Below are 22,864 nucleotides of genomic sequence, written 5' to 3' on the forward strand. Positions count from 1 at the left end.
GCTAAGAAAACCGCGTAGCGTCGGCCGGGCGTATTCCCTCAAGAAGAGGTCTTGTATTAGCCGCCCTCCCGACGTGGAACTGATGCCGCGTCGGAGTACCGATAGTGCCGGTACAGAAGAGCCACCGAGAACTTCATCGGTGGCCCCGCGCTACAGAGGAGTTCTTAGGCTCCGGCGACGAGTCTGCCTTCGCGACCGAACGCGTTCAATGCTTTGCTGTTCAATGTTAGTGGATTGACTCACTCATCCTGCAACTCTTGTTTTGTTTGTTGCAGCGCTTGCTAGTGTGGTTCCGGCAATCGACCCTAATCGCTTCATATGTCCCATACAACGGCTAAATCCCGAGACGTGAAAATCCGTTGCTAAATGGGTTGTGCAGATGGTCGATCACACACATGTCTCGCAGGATATTCGAAACTCGCGACAGAAGCGGTGTACAGGCAAGTTACTCAGATAAGAGAGCCTTCATCCGGATACCTTCTCACCTCAGTTTGTCGAAATCATTTTTCCACCATCGGTGCACGCTTGATCCCTCATCTGTCTCACTTCCATCATCTGCCACCCCGGAACATGCGCGCTCATCAACGCTTTAAAGACCCGCCCATGAGTTGCATAGCGCAGATGTAGCAACTCGTGGACGATCACGTAATCCTGGAATTTTGGCGGTTGTTCGAGGAGATCACAGGCCAACGTGACTATCCCCGACGAAGAGCAGGATCCCCACTTTCGACGCATTTCCTGCACTCGAACTACCCGAGGATTGACCTTTAGCTTGAGCGCCCACGCCAATGCGCGACGTTTCAGTTCTTGATCTGGATAGAGGGGTGACTTCATCCGTCCGAGTCCTCAATTAGCAATCTGAGCACCAGATCGACGGTGCGCGCACGTTCCTCATGCGGCAATCCGAGCAATGGCTTGTAAATCGCCGCGCGCAAGCGACGCTGCTCGTCGGGATTGACCTGGGCATTGGGGAAACGGCCCAACAGTTCCTCGATGTCCTTCGCCAGCGCCATCGTGTCCAAGCCAGTTGCCTTGACCGCAGCGTCCTCGCGCAGCACCCAGAACACGCCGAAGGCACGCACCGAAAGGCCGCTGTCGCGCGCCTCCTTCATCGCGACGTCCTTCTCGGCCGCCAGCGCCGCAAGCTGATCCATCGCGGCAAGGCCCGTGGTCTTGCGCTCCTCCAGGTCTTTCAGGATGCGTTCGGCGCGTTCCTTCAACGGCTGCAACACCGGCGCGGCGGCGGCATCATCGTCGATTTCCCTCTGCAAGCCACGCACGAGGTTGAACACCTTGCCCTCGTCCGAACCCTTGTCGCCGCGCAAAGATTGCAACGTCGCCACATCGAAGGTCACGCTCTTAGTCAGCCGCCCCAAGCCCTGCTGCTCGGCACTTTCCTCAATGAGCCGCCGCGTCTTGTAAGCCAAGTCGGCGACGAAGCCAACCTTCTCCGCATAGGCATTGCGCACCGCCGCGTAAAGCTGGCTCAACTGCTTGTAGCTGGCGATGTGATCCCGCAGCTCCGGCGATGGCGAGAGGATCTCCCACAGCGCCTCGATTTCCTTGTACTGCTCGAAGAAAGTCTTGCGCGCTTCCGGTTCGAGGAAACGACCGAACACAAGCTTTTCCAACCGCTCGTCCGGTGCACCGTCCATGTTGGCATCAAGGTATTCCTGCTTAGCCTGCGCGATGCGTTGCAGGAAGTCCTGCAACAGGACATCCAAGTCCTCGATCACGCCACCCACGTCGCTGGAGTCGAATTGAAGCGCCTTCTTTAGCTCGCGCAATACGCCGACGAAGTCCACTACCAGGCCGACTCGCTTCTGCACGCCGTTAGCGTCCACATAGGGCCGGTTCACGCGCGCGATAGATTGCAGCAGCACGTGGTCGCGCATGGGCTTGTCGAGATAAAGGCAGTAAAGCGGCGGCGCGTCGTAGCCGGTGAGCAGCTTGTCGGTGACGATCAGGATTTTCGGGTCTTCGGCCGGCTTCTTGAACAGCAAGCGCACTTGCTCTTCGGCTTCGTCGGAAAGCTGGAGCTTCGCCACCAGTGGGCGGTCGATCACGTCCGCCGCGTTCTGCGTATAGACCGGCGCACTCCACTCCGGCGGCAGCAGTTTGTCCAGCGCCTGCTTGTACTTGGCGCAGGCTTCGCGGTTGACTGCGACGACAAATGCCTTGTAACCCAACGGCAGCACGTTTTCCTGGAAGTGCTCTGCGATGAAAGCTGCTACCTTCTCGATGCGGTCGTCAGCGGTTAGAAAGGTGCGCAAGCCCACGGCACGGTCGAGCACCTTGTTAAGCTCCTCCACATCGGTGACGCCTTCGGCCTCGGCCAGGGCAAAGAATTCCTTGTCCAGCCGCTCCGCAGGGACGGTCATCTCGCTGGGGGCCATCACATGCTTAATGGGCAGTGTGGTCTCGTCGGCGATGCTTTCGGCAATCGAATACTTGTCGAGATAGCCGGTCTCGTCCTGAGTACCGAAAATCTTGAACGTGCCCTCGCCCTGGGCGCTGTGGGCGATAGGCGTGCCGGTGAACCCGATGATGGTGGCCTCGGGCAAGGCCGCCATTAGGTACGTGCCCAGGTCCTTAGCCACAGAGCGATGCGCCTCGTCGATGAAGACGTAGACGTTTTCGCGCAGGTTGCTGTTTTTGCGGACCTCCTCGAACTTGTGGATCATCGAGATGATCAAGCCACGGAAATCAGCGTCCAGCAGAGCCTGCAGTTCTGCCTTGTTGTTTGCGCGCCGGACAGCGATGTCCTGCTGCTGCATTTCACCCAGCAGGCGTTCGACCCAGCCCTTTAGCTGGCCCTCCAGTTCGGTGCGATCCACCACCAGCAGCACGGTGGCATTGTCGAAGCGAGCCTTATCCTCCAGAATCAGGCGCGCGGCCGTCAGCAGAGTGAACGTCTTGCCAGAGCCCTGGGTGTGCCAGATTAGGCCGCGGTTCTTGACGGGATCGGCGCAGCGGTCGAGGATGGCATCAATGGCGCGACGCTGGTGCTGGCGCAGCACGGACTTCCGGGTTTCGCCATCCTGCACATAGAACAGGATCCAGTGCTGCAAGGTGCGCAAGAAGTCGGTCGGCTCAAAGAACGCCTGGACGGCGAAGCGATAGGTTTCCTCAGGCGCCTGCTTCCAGCGCGCCATGTCGCGGCGGGTGGCGTTCCACGTTACGCCATACCAGTAATCCAGCAGATGAGTGACGTTGAACAACTGAGCAGTTGCCAGCAGCTCGGGCGTTTCGATCTCGTAGCGGCGCAGTTGCTTGATCGCACGCTCGATAGCGCCCCCGTCTTTCGGGTTTTTGTGCTCGACGATAACCACGGGGATACCGTTGATCACAAACATCACGTCGGCGCGGTTGCCCTTGGGTCGTGCAGGCGGCTTAATCTTCCATTCCCAAGTTACGTGGAATTCATTCGCGGCCGGATGATCGAAGTCGATTAGCGTGACAGGACGGTGCCGCTTTTCGTCCTCGTCGTACCAGGAGCGCTCTCCACGCAACCAGGAGAGCAATTCGCGGTTGCCGTCGATAGTCGCCGGGAAGGCGTCCAAGGTTTCGACGATCGAACGAACAGCATCGGCCGTCAGCCAAGGGTTAAAGGCAGCAAGCTTGGCTTCCAGTACGTCGCGAAAGAAGGTACCTGCGTCGCCGCCGCGCTTGGCGCGGGCATCGTCGGGCGTGATCGTCGTCCAGCCGATTTCGGCGGCGTGCTTGACCATCGGAAACTGCACAGTGCCCGCTTCGCTGATTTTGAGGGGCTTGTTCATGTTGTGGTCTCCGAGGCTTGCGCTTGCTCCAGCGCCGACAGGTCGAGGTCGGCGACGCGGATGTCACCGGCCATCAGCTTTTGCAGCAGGGACTGGAACAGTTCTTCGAGCACGGCGCGCTTTTGCCGGTGCAGGTCGATCTTGCGGTCGATGGCATCGAGGATGGCGACGATTTCGCGCTGTTCGTCGAGTGTGGGCGGCAACGGCAAGGGCAGCGAATCAATCGTGCCGGTGTTCAAGTTGTATTTGCCGTCAGCGGCCGGGGTTGCCCGGCCCGCCACCAAGGACGTTCCCATATCGGAGGCGTAGAAGTACGCGACATATCGCGGTTCGATACCCGACTTGAGGCGAGCGCGAATCAGGTAGGACGCAAAGAGTGCCTCCGCAGGTTCGCCTTGATAGACGGCGCAAGAGCCCAGCCGTTCCAGAACGCCATTGGTGCGGATAAAGAGAAGGTCGCCGCTCTGAAGGACGTACTTGGCGGCGTCTTCAGCGGTGAGGTCGCAATACTTCAAGTCTGCGGCATTCACGCGACCCGGCTCGACGTTCGGGATGCGCAACACGGGATAGCGGCGCTTTTCAACGGAGCAGTGAATGGATGTGCCGTATTGCAACCACTCGCGTACCGACTGGAACTCAGCGACTTCCCAACTCTCCGGCACCAGCCCGATCTCGGTTTCCTTCTGCGCCTCGCCGCGCAGGCCGCGCGTGAACAGTTCGCGCATGGCGGCGCGTTTGAGTTCTTGCGCGGTTGCTTCTGCCGTGCGCTCGGTATCGATGCCGAGACGGCACCTGTCGAGAACATCCGCAATGCGGGCCTGTTCGTCGGGCGGCGGCAACGCGACCTGAATCTGGTCGATCTTGGACTGATTGAGCGTATTGCCCTTGATCTGCCGGTCTTGGTGGTCGGTGTAATCGACCTGCGACAGGAAATACCCCAGATACCGCTGATCGACGCCTTGCCTCGGGTAGATCGAGATGATGGCCTCGTTGTGGCATGCCGGAACACCAAGCGTCGCCACGCGCCCGATGGTGAGCTTGAAGCTCATCAGCAGCGTACCCGCAGGAGCGATGCGTTCGCGGAAAACATTCTTGAAAGCAGCTTCCGAAATGGACTCCGCCGTTTCAATGAGAGTGCCGTATTCCTCCATGTCCGAAATCGCCACCCATGGAACCTGATTAGCGCCCTCCGCCCAATACGCAGGATTTGCACGGGCAGGCGTGCGCCCCGTCGCGTAGCGTGCGACATCACTAAACGGCTCGACCGTCCAGCTTTCCGGCAATTCCATCATTGGACCACCCCAGAAAGCAGTTGGTAGAGAGCCTTGTTTACCTCAGCCCCCTGCGCATCCAGCTTCATCAATTCGGCAATCAGTTGCGGCAAGTCACGGTGCTCAGCAGCATCGTTCTGCCCTACCCACCGGCTTGGACTCAGGTTGTAGTCGGCTTCCTCTGCCTGCTGCATGGTGATGACTGCCACTTCACCATCCACCGCCTCACCATTGAGATAAGCCGCCGCCAGAAGCTTGATCTCTTCCTCTGGCAAATAGTTCTTAGGCCGCCCCTTGCGGAAGTGCTTACTGGCATTGAGCAGTGTGATTTTCCACTTTCGAGCCGCCGGTTTGCGCTTGTTGAGCACAACAATCACGCCCGCTGCTGGGGTGTTGTAGAACAAGTTTTCGGGTAGCAGGATCACGCCGTCGATCAGGTCGTTGTCGACGAACCACTTACGGACGTTTCGCTCCTTATCCTCGTTCTTGCTGCCGGAGCCACGCGTCACTGCGCCAGTGTCCAGCACCACCGCCGCACGGCCATCGGCAGACAGGCAGGCAAGCGTGTGCTGCAACCACGCCCAGTCGCCCTTGCCGCTAGTGATGCCCCCCGCCGTTTGGAAGCGGTCGAACGGGTCATTCTTGAACAGCTCCGGCGCAAACGGCTGATTCCACATCGGGTTGGCCACCACGATGTCGTGCCCACGAATCTTCCCGCTGGCATCGCGGAACTTGGGATTGATCATGGTGTCGCCGCGCGCCAGCTCCACCTCCATGTCATGGATGATGGCGTTCATGCGCGCCACTGCGAAGCTCTCGGCTTGCAGCTCCTGGCCACTGAGTTTGAGCGGCACGCGGCTGGTGGGATCCAGTTCCCGCGCCACGAGCTGCAGCTTAATCAGCAGACCCACCGAACCGCACGCATAGTCGTGGCAGGTTTCGCCTGGGCGCGGGCGCAGGATGTGCGCCATCAGGAAGCCCACCTCGGTCGGAGTGAAGAATTCGCCTGCGCTCTGACCCGAGCCTTCGGCAAACTTGCGTAGCAGGTATTCGTAGGCGCGGCCCAGGAAGTCCGGCTGCACATCGGCCAGGCCGAGGCGATAGCGCGGGTCGGAGAAAGTCTCGACCACACCCCGCAACTTGGCGGGGTTGATATCGCGCTCGCCATTGCGCTCCGCCGCGAAGTCCACCACATCGATGACACCCGAGAGGTCGGGGTTCTGTTTGACCACAGCGCGCACCGCCTTGGTCAGGTGCTCGCCAATGTCGCGTGGGGCCGTGGGGCGACCTTTGTCGTCCACCGGCCAGTTGTAGGTTTCGCGTCCGCTGATCACCGTCCAGCGCGCTTCTGGCGGCAAGTAGAACCGCAGCAGCGAATGATCCGTTTCGGCGATTTCCAGCGCAGTGGCCTTGTCACCGTACTCTTCGGCCAGACGCGCAATTTCGTCATCGAACACGTCTGACAAGCGCTTCAGGAACAAGAGCGGGAGCAGGTAGTCCTTGAATTTGGCGGCGTCCTTCTCCCCCCGAATGGAGCAGGCCGCGTCCCAGAGCATCTGCTCCATCGACTTGGTCGAGGGGGCCGTTTCGACACGGGTACGGGGGCGGCGCGCCAAAGCGGGGGCGGCGGCCGCCCCCTCCTCGTCGACACCCGCCTCCAAAGCCAGCGCAGCAATAGCTTCCGCCTGGGCGCGCTGGGGCTTGCTGGCTGCGCCCTCCCAGCGGTTTACTGTGGCGAAGGAGACGCCAAGCCGGTCGGCAAGCTGCTCCTGCGTCAGATCGAACTTGGCGCGGATGGCACGCAGGGTGTTGGCGGTGGTGGCTTTATTTGTCATATTTGCGATATTTGATATATAGCAAATAATTGTCAACCCCCTCGCACATCCTTTTAAATAACCTCAGCGAGCTGCTCGGTCCCACCGGCGACCCACCTGTCGCAAGTGGCTGATTTCTGGAATCCCTCAGATCACCCCCGCCCCCCACCCCGCGTCGTCGCCGCCTCCACCAGCGGATACCCACTGAACGGCTTGACCTCGTCCATCAGGAAGTACGAGACGATCTTCTCCACGCCGTAGTCGCCGCCGAGCAGCAGGCGGGCGATGTCTTTCCAGTGGTGCACGTCGTTGACGATGACCCGCAGCAGGTAGTCGTAGGCGCCTGAGATCCTGCAGGCCTCCACCACCTCGGGCATGGCCAGGATGCGGCGGTCGAATTCGGTGAATTCTTCCAGGGCGTGCTGTTTGAACGAGACCTGGGCCAGCACCACGGTCGCCGAGCGGATGCGGTCCACGGCCACGTGGGCGCGGTAGCCGCGGATGAGTCCCCTGGCCTCCAGCGTGCGCACGCGGGCCAGGCAGGCGCTGGGCGAGAGCGCGACCCGTTCGGCCAGGGCCTGGTTGGTGATGCGCGCGTCCTGTTGCAGCACATCCAGGATCTTCAGGTCGATGCGGTCCGGCGTTTTGGCGGTCATGGGCGTCCGGTGGTTGGGGGGCCGCAGGTTGTTCACCATTTGGCGGTCCTTGCCGCAGATTCTGCATATTTTTTGCGGGAGACCAACCACATCTTCGGCCTTCCGCACAGCAGCATCATTTGAATCAATCAGTTACCGCGACTCTGGCGCCCGTTGATTCTGCTGGACAGCGGTAGCCTTTTTCACTTTCACTCGGGTCAGCCATGTTGGCCGAGGCGCGAAAGCCGCCGGCGGCCCTTTCCATCGCCATCCCGGGGAACCGTGTCATGTCATCGCATCCGCGTCTTCGCAAGCTCACCCGCGCCATCCGTTTCGGTTGCTGTTTCGGCCTGATGGCCAGTACCCCTGCCTGGGGACAGGACGCGGCGCCGCAGGCCGAGCCGGACGCCGCCACCAACCTGGAAACCGTGGTGGTCACCGCCGGCAAGTTGAACGAGTCCGTCCGCGAGATTGCCGGTTCGGTCTCGGCGGTCACCGACCAGCAGTTGCAGGACCTGGGCGCGCAGTCGTTGGCCGACTACATCCAGCGTACCCCCGGCGTGGTCTTCAACAGCTACCAGCCCGGCGTGTCCCATGTGGTGATGCGCGGCATCGCCACCAGCGCGGGCAATGTGCAGGGCCAGCCGACCACGGGCTACTTTCTCAACGAAGTACCGCTGACCGAGCCGGGTTGGACCATCGCCATTCCCGATGTGGATGCCTTCGATCTCAACCGCGTCGAGGTGCTGCGCGGGCCGCAGGGCACGCTGTTCGGGTCGGCGTCGATGGGCGGCGCGGTCAACTACGTGGCCAACGTGGCCGATGCCAGCGGGTTTGATGCCTCCGCCGAGCTCACCGTCAGCCAGACCAAGAACGCCGACGTCGGTTTTGCCGCCAAGGCGATGGTGAACGTGCCGCTCAAGGAGGACCTGCTGGCCGTGCGCGCGGTGGCGCAGTACCGCGATGCGCCAGGCTTCCTCGACAACATAGGCACGGGCCGGAAAGGCGCCAATGACAGCACGCTGGAAGGTGGCCGCCTGTCGATGGTGCTCACCCCGAGCGAAGCGACCACCCTGACCTGGCTGAGCCTGCTGCAGAACAGCGACAGCGACGACAACAGCTACCGGATCGTCGGCCTGGGCGATCTGGAGCGCAACACCGCGCTGCCGGAGTTCACCAACACCAAGATTGCCGTGCACAGCCTGCGGCTGGATCAGGATCTCGGCTTTGCGGATCTGACGGCGCTGCTGGCGCACCAGAAGAAGCAGCAGGACTGGCGGTTCGACTACACGCCCATCCGTGCGGCCTACAACGCCGACCTGGGCCTGGACCTGAGCACGCCGCTGTACATCGTGTCCGGTGGCGAAAGCCGGGGCAAGAGCATCGAGCTACGTCTGGCATCCAAGCCGGGCGGCCGCGTGGACTGGCTGATCGGCGGCATGTACTTCGACTCGGACAAGGATCTGTACGAGCGCATCGGCGCCGAAGGCGCGGCGGGAGCGTTCGACCGGTCGCCGCTGTTCGGGCCCGGCAGCGGTGCGGTCATCGCGCCGGACGGGCAGATATTCAACAGTTTCCTGACCGATCTCGCCGGCTCGGAGGCCGCGCTTTTTGGCGAGGCCAGCTTTCATTTCAACGCGCAATGGAAGCTCACCGCCGGTGGCCGCCTGTTTCGCAACAAGGTGCGCACCACGAGCACCCAGGTCGGCTTCTCGACCTATCCCGGCAACCCGATCATTTCCCGGCAGCAGACCGAGGAGGACGGCTTCAACCCGAAGCTGTCGCTGACCTGGCAGCCCAGCGCCGATGTGATGGTCTATGGCCTGGTCTCGGAAGGCTTCCGCTTCGGCGAGCCGAACACTGCCGGCCTCAGCGCGTATCCGGTGCCGTCGGGTTCCAGGAGCGACAGCCTGGTCAACTACGAACTCGGTACGCGTACCACCTGGGCCGATGGCCGCCTGTTGCTGGACGCGACGCTGTTCTACGTGGACTGGAAGGACATCCAGTTGCGTCTGCAGACGCCGGACCTGTTCAACTATGCGAGCAATGGCGGCAAGGCCTACAGCCGCGGCATCGAGGTGGCGGCGACCTGGCGTCCGACGGATGCCTTCGAATGGCAGGGCTCGGCCACCTGGCAGCATGCGCGGCTGGACGAGGATCTGTTCATCCTCTACTACGGCACCGCGCCGGCCGGCTCGCAACTGCCGGGTTCGGCCGACTGGACGGTCAGCAATCTGCTGAGCTACCACTTCGACACGCGCTTCTCGCCGACCATTTCGCTGTCGCACCAGTATGTCGGCGGCGGCATCAGCGATCTCAACTCCGCCGTGCCGGGCGTCGCCCCGAATCGCCAGGGCAACTACAACCTGTTCGATCTGCGCTACCGGATGACCTTCGGCAACACCGAGGTGACCCTGTTCGGCAGCAATCTCACCGACAAGCGCGGTATTACCCGCACCGTGCCCGAGACCAATGGCATTGGCCAGGGCGTGGTGCGACCGCGCACTTACGGCGTGACCGTGCATTGGCGCTACTGACCCGATGGAAGGGAGTGCCGTCGTGAAAGCGCGTTCGATCGGACGCTGGCAGCTGGCCGTCCGCCGCAAATCGCTGGAAGCGGTGGTGGCCGATGGCGAGCGTGCCGGCCTGCACCGGCGGCTGGGCGCCGGCAGTCTGCTGGTGCTGGGCGTGGCCAACATTCTGGGCGCCGGCATCTATGTCGTCACGGGCACGGCGGCGGCCAGCTTCGCCGGTCCCGCCGTGGTGCTGGCCTTCGTGCTGGCGGCGTTGGCCTGCGGCTTCACCGGGCTGTGCTATGCGGAGCTGTCCTCGGTCATCCCGGTGTCGGGATCGGCGTATTCGTACTGCCACGTGACCCTGGGCGAGGGCGCGGCGTGGGCGCTGGCGTGGATGGTGATCCTGGAATATCTGCTCGCCGCCGCGGCGGTCGCGGCGGGGTTTGCCGGTTACCTCACCAGCCTGCTCGGCGACTGGCACGTCGCGGTGCCGCTGGCGTTGGCCACCTCCAGCGTCACCGCCAGCCAGCAGGGCGGGCATACCGAGCTTGCCTTCAGCGGTGGAATCAACCTGGTCGCCCTGCTGGCCGTGCTGGCCGCGGCGGCCGTGCAGATTGCCGGTGTCGGGCGCTCGGCCTGGGCGAACCTGGTGCTGGTGCTGATCAAGATCGCGGTGTTGCTGGCGTTCGTGGCGGTGGGTTCGCAGTTCATCGATGCGGCCAACTGGCGACCGTTTCTTCCGCCGAACGAAGGCGGTTTTGCCTATGGCTGGCCCGGCGTGCTGCGGGCCGCGGCCATGCTGTTTTTCGCCTACCTCGGGTTCGAGACCGTCTCGATGGCGGCCGCCGAAGCGCGCCAACCGCGTCGGGATGTGCCGGTGGGCATCCTCGGCTCGCTGGTGGTCTGCACGGTGCTCTATATCGCCGCGGGCGCGGTGCTGACCGGGCTGGTGCCCTTCCGCGAACTCGGCGTGCCGGATCCGGTGGCGCTGGCGGTCGATCGCATTGGCTGGCCCGGCTTCGCGGTGCTGATCAAGATCGGCGCGTTGACCGGACTGGGCTCGGTGCTGCTGGCCAATGCCTATGGCGCCTCCCGCATCAGCCTGAGCATCGCCCGCGACGGTCTGCTGCCGGCGTTCTTCACCCGCGTGCATCCGAAGCTGGGCACGCCCTGGCTGGCCAGCGTGGCCTTTGGCGCGGCCAGCGCGCTGCTGGCGGCGCTGCTGCCCATCAGCATCCTGGGCGATCTGATCTGCCTGGGCATCGCCTCGGCCTTCATCGTGGTGTGCATCGCGGTGATGTGGCTGCGCTCCCGGCGCCCGGATCTGCGCGGCGGATTCCGGGTGCCGCTGGGCGGCGTGTGGATAGGCCGCACGTGGATTGGCGTGGTTCCCGTGCTGGGCATCGTGATGTGCCTGGCGATGATGGCCCCGGTCCTCGGCGACATGGTGGCGCAGGTGCGGCGTGGCGATGTGCTGCCCGCGACCATCCTGGTGGTCTACATCCTGGCCGGCGCCCTGCTCTATCTCGGTTATGGCCAGCGCCGGGCACGCCGGCAAATGCAGGATTCCAACGCATGACTTCAGACGTTTTTCCCTTGGCCCAGGCGCTGCAGCTGGGCCGCCTGGATGCGCACGATCAGTCCGCGCTGGTGCGTCGCGGTGAGCTCTCGCCACGCGAGCTGACCGCGGCCGGCATCGTGCGCGCACGCCATCTGGATCCCACGCTGGGCGCGCTCAGTCATGCCGACTTCGAGGGTGCGCTGGATCGCGCCGCGCGCGTTCCTGCCGATGCGCCGATGGCCGGCGTGCCGTGGCTGCCCAAGGATTCGTTGCGCTATCCGGGCATGCCCACGCGCGGCGGCTCGCGTTCGCGCAGCGGCATCCCGGCAACCGATGCGCCGCCCTTCGTCCAGCGTTTCGATGCGGCCGGGCTGGTGGCCATCGGCAAGAGCGCCATGCCCGAGTTCGGCCTGATGGGATCCACCGAGCCGCTGCTCGGCCCGGTCACGCGCAATCCCTGGAGCCTGGAGCATTCGCCCGGCGGTTCCAGCGGTGGCGCGGGCGCCGCGCTCGCCGCCGGCATCGTGCCGTTGGCCCATGGCAGCGACGGGGCCGGGTCGATCCGTATTCCGGCTTCGGCCTGCGGCGTGGTCGGCCTGAAGCCCGGGCGGGGCGCCACCGTGGCGGTGCGCGGCCGTCATGCCATCGAGGATCTGATCGTCGCCGATAGCTTGATGTCGCGCAGCGTGCGCGATACGGCCTGGGCGTTCGCGGCCGCCTACCCGGATGCGGACTTCAGCGTGCAGGGGCTGACGCGCCCGCCCCGGCGTCTGCGAATCGGCGTGATTGAAACCTCCTTGCCCGGCTTGGCGCCGGACCCCGTGGTTTCCCATGTGTTGGAGAAGGCGGTCGCGCTATGTACTTCGCTCGGCCATCAGGTCGAGACCACCGCGTATCCGCTGCCCGGTCCGGAGGTATGGCAGGCGCTGTACACGTTGTGGTCCAGGCTGGGCCTGGATGCCGTGGAGATCGCCGCCGCGCAGGGCGGTGATGAATTCGCCGCCCTGTCGCTGGAACCGTGGACGCACGGCCTCGCCCACTACCACCGCACGCGTTGCGGCGTCGCGGAACTGGAGCAGGCCTACGCGACCGTGGCCGCGCTGCCCGCCGCGTTCGCCGCGCTTCATCAACAGGTCGACGTACTGCTGACACCCACCCTCCGCAGCCCTCCTCCCCGGCTGGGTGAACTGGCGCCGGATCGCGACTTCGAGGCATTGCTTCCCGCGATGTTCCATTGGATGAGCTATACCCCGCTGCAGAATCTGGCGGGCACCCCGGCGATATCGCTGCCGTTGGGACAGCGCGATCGATTGCCGATCGGCGTGCAGTTCGCCGCCGACCGCGGACAGGAGCCGCTGCTGCTGCAGCTGGCCGCCGAGCTGGAACAGGCGGCGCCCTGGCACGACCGCTGGCCCGAAGTTTCCACCGCCACCGCGCTGAAGGAGTTGCGCTGATGGGACATGCCCGTGACAGCCGCTACGCGGCACGAACGCAGGAAGACGTGCTGCGCCTGCTCGCCACCCAACCGCTGGCCTGGCTGGTGTCGTCCGGCGGCGAGGATGCCGCGTTTACCCCGCTTCCGCTGCGGGCGGAATGCGACGCCAACGGCACGCTGGTGGCGCTGCGTGGCCATCTGGCCAAGCGCAATCCGCACGTCGCCCGCCTGCAACGCGACGGCCGCGCGCAGGCGCTGGTGATGGGGCCGCAGGCCTATGTGTCTCCCAGCTGGCTCGATGACCGGACCCAGGCGCCGAGCTGGAACTATGCCGCCGCGGTTTTCGATCTGGAGGTCGGCGTAAGTTCGGAAGAAGCGGATATCCGTACTGAACTGGAGGCACTGACGGCGCAGATGGAGTCGGGTCGTCCGCATGCCTGGTCGCTGGATGAAATGGGCGAGCGCTATGCGCGATTGGCCGCCGGCGTGGTTTCGTTGCGCGGCGCGGTGCTCGAGGTGCGTGCCACGTTCAAGCTCGGCCAGGACGAGGCGCGGCATGACTTCGCCCAACTCCTGATCGGACTGGAAGCCGGTGGCGAGCACGCACTGGTGGGCTGGATGCGCGATTTCGCGGGTGATGCGAAGGAGCGCGCATGAGCCGCAGCCTGGAGGCGCTGGATCCGCAGATCCGCGGTTTCATCGAAGACGTCTGCCGGGAAGGCGCCCGCCTGCGCGGTGGCCGCGAACTCGACTGGCCCGAACGCCGGCTCATCGCCGCCCGGGCGCGCGCGCCCTGGCGTGAAGGCGGCCCGCGCATGGCCGCCATGCGGGACTACCGCCTGGCCTCTCCGCACGGGGAATTCGGCCTCCGTGTCTTGTATCCGCGAACCCTGGAGGTGCAGCCATCCCCCGCGCTGGTGTACTTGCACGGTGGCGGGTGGTGCATGTTCGGGCTCGATACGCATGACCGTCTTCTGCGCGAGTACGCCGATGCGTCGCAACGGGTGGTGGTTGCGATCGACTACAGCCTGGCCCCCGAGCATCCCTACCCGGCGGCGCTCGACCAGGCCGTCATCGCATTGGAATGGCTGCACGAGCACGGCGCGGATGCGGGTATCGATGCCCAGCGTATTGCGTTGGGCGGTGATTCCGCCGGCGCCAATCTTGCCGTGGCGGCGGCGCTGCGCCTTCGCCTGGCCGGACAACTGGCGCGCGTATCCGCGCTGGTCCTCAACTACGGCGCCTGGACGCCGGTTCTTTCCGCGCTTTCGCGCCAGAGCCTTGGGACCTCCGAGGACATGCTCAGCGGCGCGGAGATGGACGAATTCTGGACCGCGTATCTGGGACCCGAGGCCGAGCGCGCTGTCACTCCGTTGTCGGCGCCGCTTCTTGCGGAACTGCAGGATTTGCCACCGGCGCTGCTGCTCTGGGGAGATCGCGACGTGCTGGCCGAACAGAACCAGGCAATGGCGCAACGGCTGGTGCAGGCGGGCGTGCAGGTGCATGCCCATGTTTATCCCGGCGCGCCCCACAGCTTCATCGAGGCGATGTCGGTCTCCGAGCAGGCGCGCGATGCCATTGCCCGTGGGGCAGAATGGATACGCCGGCACACCCAGGTTTTCTCTTCGCAAGGACTCTCCGCATGAGGCCGATGCTTCACCGCCTGATCGTCATCGGCCTGATGATGCTGGCGCTACCGATCTTGGCCCTGGCGCAGGCAACGCCGGTGATTCCTACGCCGGAAATGATCATGGCGCTCAAGGTCGTCGGCGATCCGCAGATCGATCGCGAGGGCCGCTGGATCGCCTACACCGTGGGCACGCCCCAAAGCCACGGCAAGCGACCGCTCAGCCGCATCTGGCGTGTGTCGGCGACGGGAAAAGGCGGCGCCCTTGAAATTCCCGCGCCCGCAGGCGCGCACGAGGAGCATCCGCGCTGGAGTGCGGACGGCCGTTCCCTGTACCTCATTTCCAATCGATCTTCTTTTGCGGCCGACGTCCCGGAAGGCGTGGCCGCTAGCCAGGTATGGCGAGTCGATGCGAACGGCGACCATCCAACCGTCCTGACACATTCGCAAAGTGACGTCAGTGCGTTCGACGTGACGCGCGACGGAAGCCGCATCGCCTATCTGGCCGCGGACGCACCCACGGCCGCCAGCGTCGCCGCGCGCGAGGCCAAGGATGACGCCGTGCTGGCGGATCACCCTACCCGGTTCTCGCGTGTGTGGCTGCGTGACCTGCGCGGCGTCGAAGCCCGCGCGCTGACCGCGCCGGATCTCCAGGTCCACGATCTGGCCTGGTCCCCGGATGGCCGCAGGCTCGCCCTGCGGGTCTCCCAGGGCACCACCCTCAATGACTACTGGTATCGCTCGCGCGTGGTTCTGGTGGACGCCGATACCGGCGAGCTTGCCAGGGTGCTGGAAGCACGCGCGTCGGCGCATCCGTTGCAATGGTCACCCGACGGGACGCGTTTGCTGTATGGCCATCTGGGCGAATACGGCATGGTCGCCGACGTCACCGTTCACGACATCGCGCGGGATCGGAAGACGGTGCTGGCGCCTGGCTGGAATGGCACCTTGTGGCTGGCGCGCTGGCAGGATGATCGCATCCTGCTGGGCCTGGGCCAGCGTGGTGTCCGGGGCGCCTTCCTGCGCCTGGACGCGGCGACCGGTCATGTGCGCGAGATCGCACGGCCGCAGATTCCATTTGCTTCCTTCACCACGACGGGATCCGGCCGAACCGCCTATCTCGGTATTCGCGACGACCAGCCGGCCGAGGTGTGGACACTGGATGGCGGCAAACTCGCCGCGCGTACCGACACCCATCCGCAGGTCGCCGGATGGGCGCACGGCCAGGTGCAGGAGCTGGCCTGGACTTCCTCGCGCGATGGCCTGGAGATCACCGGCCTGCTGGTGACGCCGCCGGGCTGGAAGCGGGGCACGCCCCTGCCCACGCTGGTGCAGGGCCACGGGGGTCCGGCCTGGGCCTGGTGGTCGGGCTGGCTGGGCTCCTGGCATGACTGGGCACAGTTGCTGGCGACCCGCGGCTATGCGGTGTTCCTGCCCAATCCACGCGGCTCGGAAGGCGGCGGCCATGCCTTCGCCGAAATGGCGCGTGGCGACTGGGGCGGCGGGGATTTCCAGGACATCCTCGATGGCCTGGACATGCTGGAGAAGCAGGGCGTGGCCGACCCGCAGCGGTTGGCCATCGGCGGCTGGAGCTACGGTGGCTACATGGCGGCCTGGGCGGTCACGCAGAGCGATCGCTTCCGCACCGCGATCGTCGGCGCGGGCGTCATCGACATCGGCGCCATGGCCCTGACCACCGACACGCCCGATTATCTTCCCGGTTACTTCGGGGATCCCGTCACGCAGCGGGCGCGCTATGACGCGCATTCGCCGATTCGCTACGCCGACCGGGTCAACGTCCCGGTGCTCATCCTGCATGGCGAAGAAGACAAGCGCGTGCCGCTGTCGCAGGGCGAGATGTTCCATCGCGCACTCGTCTTCAACGGTACGCCGGTGACTATGGTCACCTACCCGCGAGGACCGCACTGGTTCTTCGAAACCGCGCACGGCCGCGATGTGCAGCAACGCGTGCTGGACTGGCTGGATCTGCAACTGCGAGTGGAGCGGTCGCCATGAGTGCCGGCAGTGAAGTCGCCTTCATCGGGGGCGGGCAGATGGCGCGCTGCCTGGTGGAGGGATGGCTGAGCCAGGGCCGGGATCCGGCGCGGATCGCCGTGGCCGATCCCGTCGCCGCCACCCGCGATGCGTTGTCCACGCAGTTGCGCGTCAACGTGTTCGAGCAGGGCATTGATGCCGTCGCCACCGCGCCGGTGTGGGTGCTGGCGGTGAAACCCCAGGTGGCCCGCGCGGTGTGCGAGGCGCTGGCCGGACAAGCGGCGCGGACGCGACCGCTGGTCATCTCGGTCATGGCCGGCATCACCCACGCGCAGTTGAAGCAATGGCTGGGAATCGACACCCTCGTGCGCAGCATGCCGAACCAGCCTGCGGCGATTGGCGCCGGCATCACCGCGCTGTATGCGGATCCCTCGCTGGACGTCACCCTGCGGACCGTTGCCGAAACGGTGTTCCGTGGCGCGGGCACGACCGTCTGGATCACGCGCGAGACACAGATGGATATGGTCACGGCGATCTCCGGCAGTGGCCCGGCCTATCTGTACCGATTGGCCGAGGCCATGGAGGACGCCGCCTGCACACGCGACCTGTCGCCCGCGGTCGCGCGCCAGCTCGTGGTGCAAACGCTGCTGGGCGCCGCGCGCATGCTGGAGGTCCCGGGATCATCACCCGCACAGTTGCGCGGACGGGTCACCTCCCCCGGCGGCACCACCGAAGCGGCCATGCAGGCCCTGGACCAGGGTGGCTGGGCGAAACTGGTCGATGAGGCCGTGGATGCCGCGCATGCACACGGACGAACGCTGGCCGAACACTTCGGTTGAACCCGGCAACCGCTCCCACCCGCCGGAGCACACCGCCCGGGTGGGACGATGATACGTAGGCTGCTCATTCGCAGGGACGATCTCCGACGGGCATATTGATATGTCGTGGTCCCCGCATCGGTGCCCGACCCGGACCAGTGAGCCAACCCCTCGCAGGCGTGCGCGTGGACGTCCGGCGACCCGCCCGTTCGTCACGGCGACGTGCCCCAGCCATAACCTGCAGTTATGCGTGGTCGGCGTCTTTTCAATGGCGCCGGCACCGGGCAGGCACGAAGATGGCCATGAACCCTTTTCGACCCATTCGCCCCCATGAACCCGCTCCCCCCGTCTGCCTCCCTCGCCGATTCACACTGGCCGCCGCCATTCCTGCTGTACCTGGGCAACGCACCGGACGATCTCGCCGCCAAGACCGCGCGCGGGCTGGTGCAGTTCCGCCCCGAATGGTGCGTGGGCCAGTTCCGTGGCCCCGACTGCAGGACCAGCGTGCACGTGCCGGACATGGGTTTCGCCGAAGCGCGCGCGGCCGGCGCCAACACCATGATCGTCGGCGTGGCCAATGCCGGCGGCCGGTTCGGCCCGGAAACGGTGGCGGACATCGTCGCCGCGCTCGACGCGGGCATGAACGTCGCCTCCGGCCTGCATGAGCGCCTGACCGCGCATCCGCAGATCGTCGAAGCCGCGCGCCGCAACGGCAAGCACCTGTTCGATGCGCGCAATCCGCCGGCCACGCCGGTGGGCAATGGCCTCAAGCGCGCCGGGCGCCGGCTGCTGACCGTCGGTACCGATTGTTCGACCGGCAAGATGTACACCACGCTGTCGCTGGAAACCGAAATGCGCGCGCGCGGCCTGAAGGCCGATTTCCGCGCCACCGGCCAGACCGGCATCTTCATCGCCGGGCGCGGCATACCGATCGACGCGGTGGTCGCCGACTTCATTTCCGGCGGTATCGAATGGCTCTCGCCCGATCGCCATGATGGCGGCTGGGATTTGATCGAGGGCCAAGGCTCGCTGTTCCATCCCTCCTTCGCCGGCGTGTCGACCGGCCTGCTGCACGGCGCCCAGCCCGACGCGCTGGTGTTGACCCACGAGCCGGGCCGCCCGCACATGCGCGGCCTCAAGCACTATCCGGTACCGGACCTGCGCACCACGCTGGAAGCGAACCTCGCCACCGCGCGCCTGACCAATCCGGCCGTGATCGCGGTGGGCGTGGCGTTGAACACCTCGAAACTGGACGATGCCGGGGCCGCGCGCGCCTGCCGCGACGCCGAGGACCTGCTCGGCCTGCCGGTGCAGGATCCCGTGCGCGACGGCACCGCACGCATCATCGACCGGCTGCTGGAAGCCTTCCCGTGCTGAACCTGGCGCACGTCAGCCACCCCCTCGCCACGCCTTTCCGCATCTCGCGCGGCGTACGCACCTCGGCCGAAGTGGTGGAAGCGACGATCCGCAGCAACGGGTTCACCGGCCGCGGCGAATCCCTGCCCTACGCCCGCTACAACGAGAGCGTGGCATCGGTACTCGACGAGGCGAACACGCTTTCGCGGGCCCTCGGCGATGGCTTCGAACGCCGGCAGTTGCGCGACCTGTTGCCTCCGGGCGCCGCGCGCAATGCGCTGGATTGCGCGCTGTGGGACCTCGAATCGCGACAGGCGGGCGTATCGGTCGCGGCCCTGCTCGGCCAGCCGGAAACCCTGCCGCCGCTGATCAGCGCGCAAACCGTGGGCCTGGATACCCCCGAACGCATGGCCAGCGCCGCGCGCGCGCTGGCGCACCTCGACCTGGTCAAGATCAAGGTCGATGCCGTCGATCCGGCCGCGCAGGTCCGCGCCGTGCGCAGCGAATTGCCGAACGCGCGCCTGATCGTCGATCCGAACGAAAGCTGGAACCTCGAACTGCTGCGTTCGCTGCAACCGGTGCTGGCCGAAACCCGCATCGACCTGATCGAGCAACCCCTGCCGGTGGGCGAGGACGAAGCCCTGTCCGGTTTCGACTCGGTCGCGCGCCTGTGCGCCGACGAGTCCTGCCACGTCGCGTCCGACCTGCCGCGCCTGCAGGGGCGCTACCAGGTGATCAACATCAAGCTGGACAAGACCGGCGGCCTGACCACCGCGCTGGATCTGCTGGGCGCGGCCCGCGCGCAGGGTTTCGGGGTGATGGTCGGCTGCATGATCAGCTCCTCGCTGGCGATCGCGCCCGCCTGGCACATCGCCCGCCACGCCGAATTCGTCGACCTCGACGGCCCGCTATGGCTGAAGCACGATCACCCCGGCGGCGCGGTGATGCGCGACGGCCTGCTGCAACCGCCGGCGGCAACGCTCTGGGGCGGCGGCAAGCACCTGTACGAGACCGGTAGCGCATGACCGATCGCAAGCCTTCCCGCGCGCCGGAGATCGCATCGCCGCAACGCGGGTTGGCACGCTCCGTCTCTGCCGTCTTGCTGCTGCTGGCCGGTTGCGCCGGTCCGCGCGTGGCGCAGGTCACGCCGGCCGTTCCCGCCGAGGAGGCGGACACGCTGATCTTCGGTGGGCTGTTGTTCGATGGTGGCGAAGGCCCGGGCCGCGTGGCCGATGTCGCCATCCGCGGCGACCGCATCCTCGATGTCGGCCCCGGCCTGCGCGCGCGCTACCGCGCAGCACGCCGGATCGACGCCACCGGCATGATCGTGTCGCCCGGCCTGATCGACTCGCACACCCATCCGGAGACCTACCTGCGCTCGCGGGATCCGGCGATGCGGCGCATCCTGCCGTGGCTGCACCAGGGCGTGACCACGGTCTTCATCGGCATCGACGGCAACGGCAAACCCGAGATCGCCGAGGATCGCGCCAGGCTGCAGGCCGCGGGCATCGGTATCAACGTCGCCGCCTACGTCGGGCTGGGACCCGTGCGTGCGCGGGTGCTGGGCCAGGACGCGCGCGCGCCCGATGCACGGGAACTGCAGGCCATGCGCGACCTGGTCGCCAAGGCCATGTGCGAGGGCGCGCTGGGCCTGTCCACCGGCCTGTTCTATGCCCCGCAGAGTTTCGCCACCACCGACGAAGTGGTCGCGCTGGCCCGCGAAGCGGCCGTGCGCGGCGGCGTGTACGACAGCCACCAGCGCGACGAATCCAACTACAGCATCGGCCTGATGGGCTCGGTCGAGGAGGCACTGGCGATCGGCAGGCGCGCCGGCCTGCCGGTGCACTTCGCCCACATCAAGGCGCTGGGCGCGGACGTGCACGGCCAATCCGTCGACGTGATCGCGCGCATCGAGCGCGCGCGCGCCGAAGGCCAGGCGGTGACCGCCGACCAGTATCCCTGGCTGGCGTCCTCGACCGGCCTCGGCTCCGCGCTGCTGCCGCGCTGGGCCGTGGATGGCGGACGTCCGGCCCTGTTCAAGCGCCTCGCCGACCCGGCCACCGCCCAGCGCATCCGCGACGAGATGCGCGACAACCTCAAGCGTCGTGGCGGCGCCGATTCGATCCTCATGACCGGCACCGGCTGGCCGTGGAGCGCGCTCACCCTGCAACGCTACGCCGACCAGGCCGGCGTCGATTCCATCGAAGCCGCGCTGCGCATCATCGGCGAAGGCGGCACCGGCCCGATCGGCTCGGCGCAACGGATCGCCTCGTTCAACATGCGGCGCGACGACGTGGACCGGCTCATGCGCCAACCGTGGGTGATGACCGCGTCGGACGGCGGCGACGGCCATCCGCGCCAGTACGCCACCTTCCCGGAAAAGTACGCGCGCTTCGTGAAGACCGACCACGTGATCGACCTGGCCGCGTTCATCCACCGATCCTCGGGGTTGACGGCCGCGACCTTCGGCATCGAGGATCGGGGCTTCCTGCGCGCCGGGCAATTCGCCGACGTGCTGGTGTTCAACCCGGACACCTATGCGCCGAAGGCCGACTACGTGCATCCGCACGTCCTGTCGGAAGGTGTCGTCCACCTGTTCGTCAACGGCACGCCGATGATCGTCGACGGCCAGGCGACCGATGCATTGCCGGGGAAGGTGCTGCAGCATCGTCCGCCATCCGGCACCTGCCCGTGACGGTCGCCTGCCGCGCGCGGGCGCCGTCCACGTAAGACCGAGGAGGTTCCGTGCTGCAACTCGATGCCGTCCAGACCCTGGCTTTCGCCGGGCTCGCCCTGTTCCTGGGTTACGCGCTGTGCCGCGTCATTCCTGTCCTGGGGCGTTACAACCTGCCGCCGCCGGTCATCGGCGGACTGGTATTCGCGTTGGCGGCCTGGTTCGCGCATCATCGCGGCGCCACCCTGTTCGTGCTCGACACCAGCCTGCAGAACCCGCTGATGATCGCGTTCTTCACCACCATCGGGGTCAATGCCAGCCTGCGCCTGTTGAAGATCAGCGGCAAGCAGGTGCTGGTGTTCCTGATCCTGGCCAGCATGTTCGCGGTGGCGCAGAACCTGCTGGGCATGGCGGTCGCGACGGGTTTCGACCTGCATCCACTGTTCGGGGTACTGGCCGGCTCGACCACGCTGACCGGCGGCCCCGCCACCGGCCTGGCGTTCGCGCCGCTGTTCGAGGCGGCTGGCGTGAAAGGCGCCGAATCGGTCGCGGTGGCCGCGGCGATGGCCGGCATCGTGCTGGGCGGACTGGTCGGTGGCCCCGCGATCACCGTGCTGATCCGCCGCTTCCGGCTGGTATCCACGCGGCCGCAGGACCATACCGCGCCCGGCGAAGAAACCACGCTGCCGATGCAGACCGATGCGCAGCGCGAATTCGGCGCGCTGAAGAGCATCGTCGTCATCCTGGTCGCCATGTGGGCGGGCAGTTGGGTCAGCAGCCTGATCTCGTCCTTCGGCATCACCCTGCCCGCCTACGTCGGGGCGATGTTGGTGGGCGCGGTCATCCGCAACATCGACGACCAGACCGGCTGGATCGGCATGTCGGTGCCGACCACCGACCTGATCGGCAACGTCTGTTTGGCGCTGTTCCTGTCGGTGGCGCTGATGAACCTGAAACTATGGGAGCTGGCCGGGCTGGCGCTGCCGCTGATGGTCAACCTGGGGCTGCAGGTGATCATGGTGGTGGCGTTCTGCGGGGTGATCTTCCGGGTGATGGGCCGCGATTACGACGCGGCGGTGATGGGCGGCGGCTTCATCGGCTTCATGCTCGGCACCACCGCCAATGCGATGGCGGTGATGCGCACCCTGGTGGAGCGCTATGGCGCCGCTCCGCGCGCCTTCCTCGTCGCGCCGCTGGTCGGCGCGTTCTTCATCGACTTCACCAACGCGCTCATCATCACCGGCTTCATCAACTTCTGGAAATGAGGGGCGCAGGGCCGTCGTGATCGGTTCTTTTCCGTGCGGGCCGGGAAGCGGCGCGCACGCGCGGTCGGCAACCATCGCCTGCGGATCCGGAGATCCCGGCTCACCTCAGAACGCATGA

16 protein-coding genes are annotated in these 22,864 nt (G+C 65.8%); 11 read left to right on the plus strand and 5 right to left on the minus strand.

Translation table 11 applies throughout. The annotated features are described in order from the left end of the window. Positions 1–486: 486 nt before the first annotated feature. From AC3DE2_RS18330 to AC3DE2_RS18350, 5 genes are all read right to left on the minus strand, one after another. Positions 487–834 carry a M48 metallopeptidase family protein gene (locus AC3DE2_RS18330; protein ID WP_488427319.1) on the minus strand — a complete coding sequence of 116 codons (348 nt, stop codon included), beginning with the start codon at positions 832–834 and terminating at the stop codon, positions 487–489. Then, on the minus strand, positions 831–3,779 hold the full coding sequence (locus AC3DE2_RS18335; protein ID WP_488427320.1) for a type I restriction endonuclease subunit R: 2,949 nt from the start codon (positions 3,777–3,779) through the stop codon (positions 831–833). Before AC3DE2_RS18335 ends, AC3DE2_RS18330 begins: the two co-directional genes overlap by 4 nt. Continuing rightward, entirely contained in the window at positions 3,776–5,071 is a 1,296-nt protein-coding gene (locus AC3DE2_RS18340) for a restriction endonuclease subunit S (RefSeq protein WP_488427321.1), read from the minus strand. The genes AC3DE2_RS18335 and AC3DE2_RS18340 overlap by 4 nt, the downstream gene beginning before the upstream one ends. Next, on the minus strand, positions 5,068–6,885 hold the full coding sequence (locus AC3DE2_RS18345) for an N-6 DNA methylase (RefSeq protein ID WP_488427322.1): 1,818 nt from the start codon (positions 6,883–6,885) through the stop codon (positions 5,068–5,070). Before AC3DE2_RS18345 ends, AC3DE2_RS18340 begins: the two co-directional genes overlap by 4 nt. Positions 6,886–7,016: 131 nt before the next feature. Then, a complete protein-coding gene (locus tag AC3DE2_RS18350; RefSeq protein ID WP_295374709.1) occupies positions 7,017–7,520 on the minus strand; it encodes an Lrp/AsnC family transcriptional regulator in 504 nt (167 codons plus the stop codon). Positions 7,521–7,786: 266 nt separating this feature from the next. Here AC3DE2_RS18350 and AC3DE2_RS18355 point away from each other — a divergent pair, with 266 nt between their 5' ends. From AC3DE2_RS18355 to gltS, 11 genes are all read left to right on the plus strand, one after another. After that, the gene (locus AC3DE2_RS18355) at positions 7,787–10,036 is read left to right on the plus strand and encodes a TonB-dependent receptor (protein ID WP_488427323.1); all 2,250 of its coding nucleotides are present in this window, start codon (positions 7,787–7,789) and stop codon (positions 10,034–10,036) included. A 22-nt stretch (positions 10,037–10,058) separates the two neighbouring features. Further along, positions 10,059–11,594 (plus strand): amino acid permease, encoded by a 1,536-nt coding sequence (locus tag AC3DE2_RS18360; RefSeq protein WP_488427324.1) that lies wholly within the window; start codon positions 10,059–10,061, stop codon positions 11,592–11,594. After that, on the plus strand, positions 11,591–13,030 hold the full coding sequence (locus AC3DE2_RS18365; RefSeq protein WP_488427325.1) for an amidase family protein: 1,440 nt from the start codon (positions 11,591–11,593) through the stop codon (positions 13,028–13,030). The genes AC3DE2_RS18360 and AC3DE2_RS18365 overlap by 4 nt, the downstream gene beginning before the upstream one ends. Continuing rightward, positions 13,030–13,668, plus strand: a complete 639-nt coding sequence (locus AC3DE2_RS18370; RefSeq protein ID WP_488427326.1) for an FMN-binding negative transcriptional regulator — start codon at positions 13,030–13,032, stop codon at positions 13,666–13,668. Before AC3DE2_RS18365 ends, AC3DE2_RS18370 begins: the two co-directional genes overlap by 1 nt. Beyond that, complete coding sequence (locus AC3DE2_RS18375) at positions 13,665–14,657, plus strand: alpha/beta hydrolase (protein WP_488427327.1); 993 nt, start codon at positions 13,665–13,667, stop codon at positions 14,655–14,657. The genes AC3DE2_RS18370 and AC3DE2_RS18375 overlap by 4 nt, the downstream gene beginning before the upstream one ends. Then, positions 14,654–16,654 (plus strand): S9 family peptidase, encoded by a 2,001-nt coding sequence (locus AC3DE2_RS18380; protein WP_488427328.1) that lies wholly within the window; start codon positions 14,654–14,656, stop codon positions 16,652–16,654. Before AC3DE2_RS18375 ends, AC3DE2_RS18380 begins: the two co-directional genes overlap by 4 nt. After that, positions 16,651–17,472 carry a pyrroline-5-carboxylate reductase gene (gene proC, locus AC3DE2_RS18385; protein ID WP_488427329.1) on the plus strand — a complete coding sequence of 274 codons (822 nt, stop codon included), beginning with the start codon at positions 16,651–16,653 and terminating at the stop codon, positions 17,470–17,472. Before AC3DE2_RS18380 ends, proC begins: the two co-directional genes overlap by 4 nt. A gap of 309 nt (positions 17,473–17,781) precedes the next feature. Beyond that, positions 17,782–18,828 carry an N-acetyltransferase DgcN gene (gene dgcN / locus AC3DE2_RS18390; protein WP_295374690.1) on the plus strand — a complete coding sequence of 349 codons (1,047 nt, stop codon included), beginning with the start codon at positions 17,782–17,784 and terminating at the stop codon, positions 18,826–18,828. Then, positions 18,822–19,832: an N-acetyl-D-Glu racemase DgcA gene (dgcA, locus tag AC3DE2_RS18395; protein ID WP_488427330.1), complete on the plus strand. Its 1,011-nt coding sequence runs from the start codon at positions 18,822–18,824 to the stop codon at positions 19,830–19,832. The genes dgcN and dgcA overlap by 7 nt, the downstream gene beginning before the upstream one ends. After that, on the plus strand, positions 19,829–21,502 hold the full coding sequence (locus tag AC3DE2_RS18400; protein ID WP_488427331.1) for an N-acyl-D-amino-acid deacylase family protein: 1,674 nt from the start codon (positions 19,829–19,831) through the stop codon (positions 21,500–21,502). The genes dgcA and AC3DE2_RS18400 overlap by 4 nt, the downstream gene beginning before the upstream one ends. Before the next feature lie 50 nt (positions 21,503–21,552). Further along, positions 21,553–22,746, plus strand: coding sequence for a sodium/glutamate symporter (gltS, locus tag AC3DE2_RS18405; RefSeq protein ID WP_488427332.1), 1,194 nt, complete (start codon positions 21,553–21,555; stop codon positions 22,744–22,746). Positions 22,747–22,864 lie beyond the last annotated feature (118 nt).

This window comes from Pseudoxanthomonas sp. 68-E7 (genome assembly GCF_057773145.1).

What these genes read in the sequence shown, in the direction of transcription:
- AC3DE2_RS18330 (WP_488427319.1), bottom strand. Translation starts at nt 834, where the DNA reads ATGAAGTCACCCCTCTATCCAGATCAAGAACTGAAACGTCGCGCATTG.
- AC3DE2_RS18335 (WP_488427320.1), bottom strand. Translation starts at nt 3,779, where the DNA reads ATGAACAAGCCCCTCAAAATCAGCGAAGCGGGCACTGTGCAGTTTCCG.
- AC3DE2_RS18340 (WP_488427321.1), bottom strand. Translation starts at nt 5,071, where the DNA reads ATGATGGAATTGCCGGAAAGCTGGACGGTCGAGCCGTTTAGTGATGTC.
- AC3DE2_RS18345 (WP_488427322.1), bottom strand. Translation starts at nt 6,885, where the DNA reads ATGACAAATAAAGCCACCACCGCCAACACCCTGCGTGCCATCCGCGCC.
- AC3DE2_RS18350 (WP_295374709.1), bottom strand. Translation starts at nt 7,520, where the DNA reads ATGACCGCCAAAACGCCGGACCGCATCGACCTGAAGATCCTGGATGTG.
- AC3DE2_RS18355 (WP_488427323.1), top strand. Translation starts at nt 7,787, where the DNA reads ATGTCATCGCATCCGCGTCTTCGCAAGCTCACCCGCGCCATCCGTTTC.
- AC3DE2_RS18365 (WP_488427325.1), top strand. Translation starts at nt 11,591, where the DNA reads ATGACTTCAGACGTTTTTCCCTTGGCCCAGGCGCTGCAGCTGGGCCGC.
- AC3DE2_RS18370 (WP_488427326.1), top strand. Translation starts at nt 13,030, where the DNA reads ATGGGACATGCCCGTGACAGCCGCTACGCGGCACGAACGCAGGAAGAC.
- AC3DE2_RS18375 (WP_488427327.1), top strand. Translation starts at nt 13,665, where the DNA reads ATGAGCCGCAGCCTGGAGGCGCTGGATCCGCAGATCCGCGGTTTCATC.
- AC3DE2_RS18380 (WP_488427328.1), top strand. Translation starts at nt 14,654, where the DNA reads ATGAGGCCGATGCTTCACCGCCTGATCGTCATCGGCCTGATGATGCTG.
- proC (WP_488427329.1), top strand. Translation starts at nt 16,651, where the DNA reads ATGAGTGCCGGCAGTGAAGTCGCCTTCATCGGGGGCGGGCAGATGGCG.
- dgcN (WP_295374690.1), top strand. Translation starts at nt 17,782, where the DNA reads ATGAACCCGCTCCCCCCGTCTGCCTCCCTCGCCGATTCACACTGGCCG.
- AC3DE2_RS18400 (WP_488427331.1), top strand. Translation starts at nt 19,829, where the DNA reads ATGACCGATCGCAAGCCTTCCCGCGCGCCGGAGATCGCATCGCCGCAA.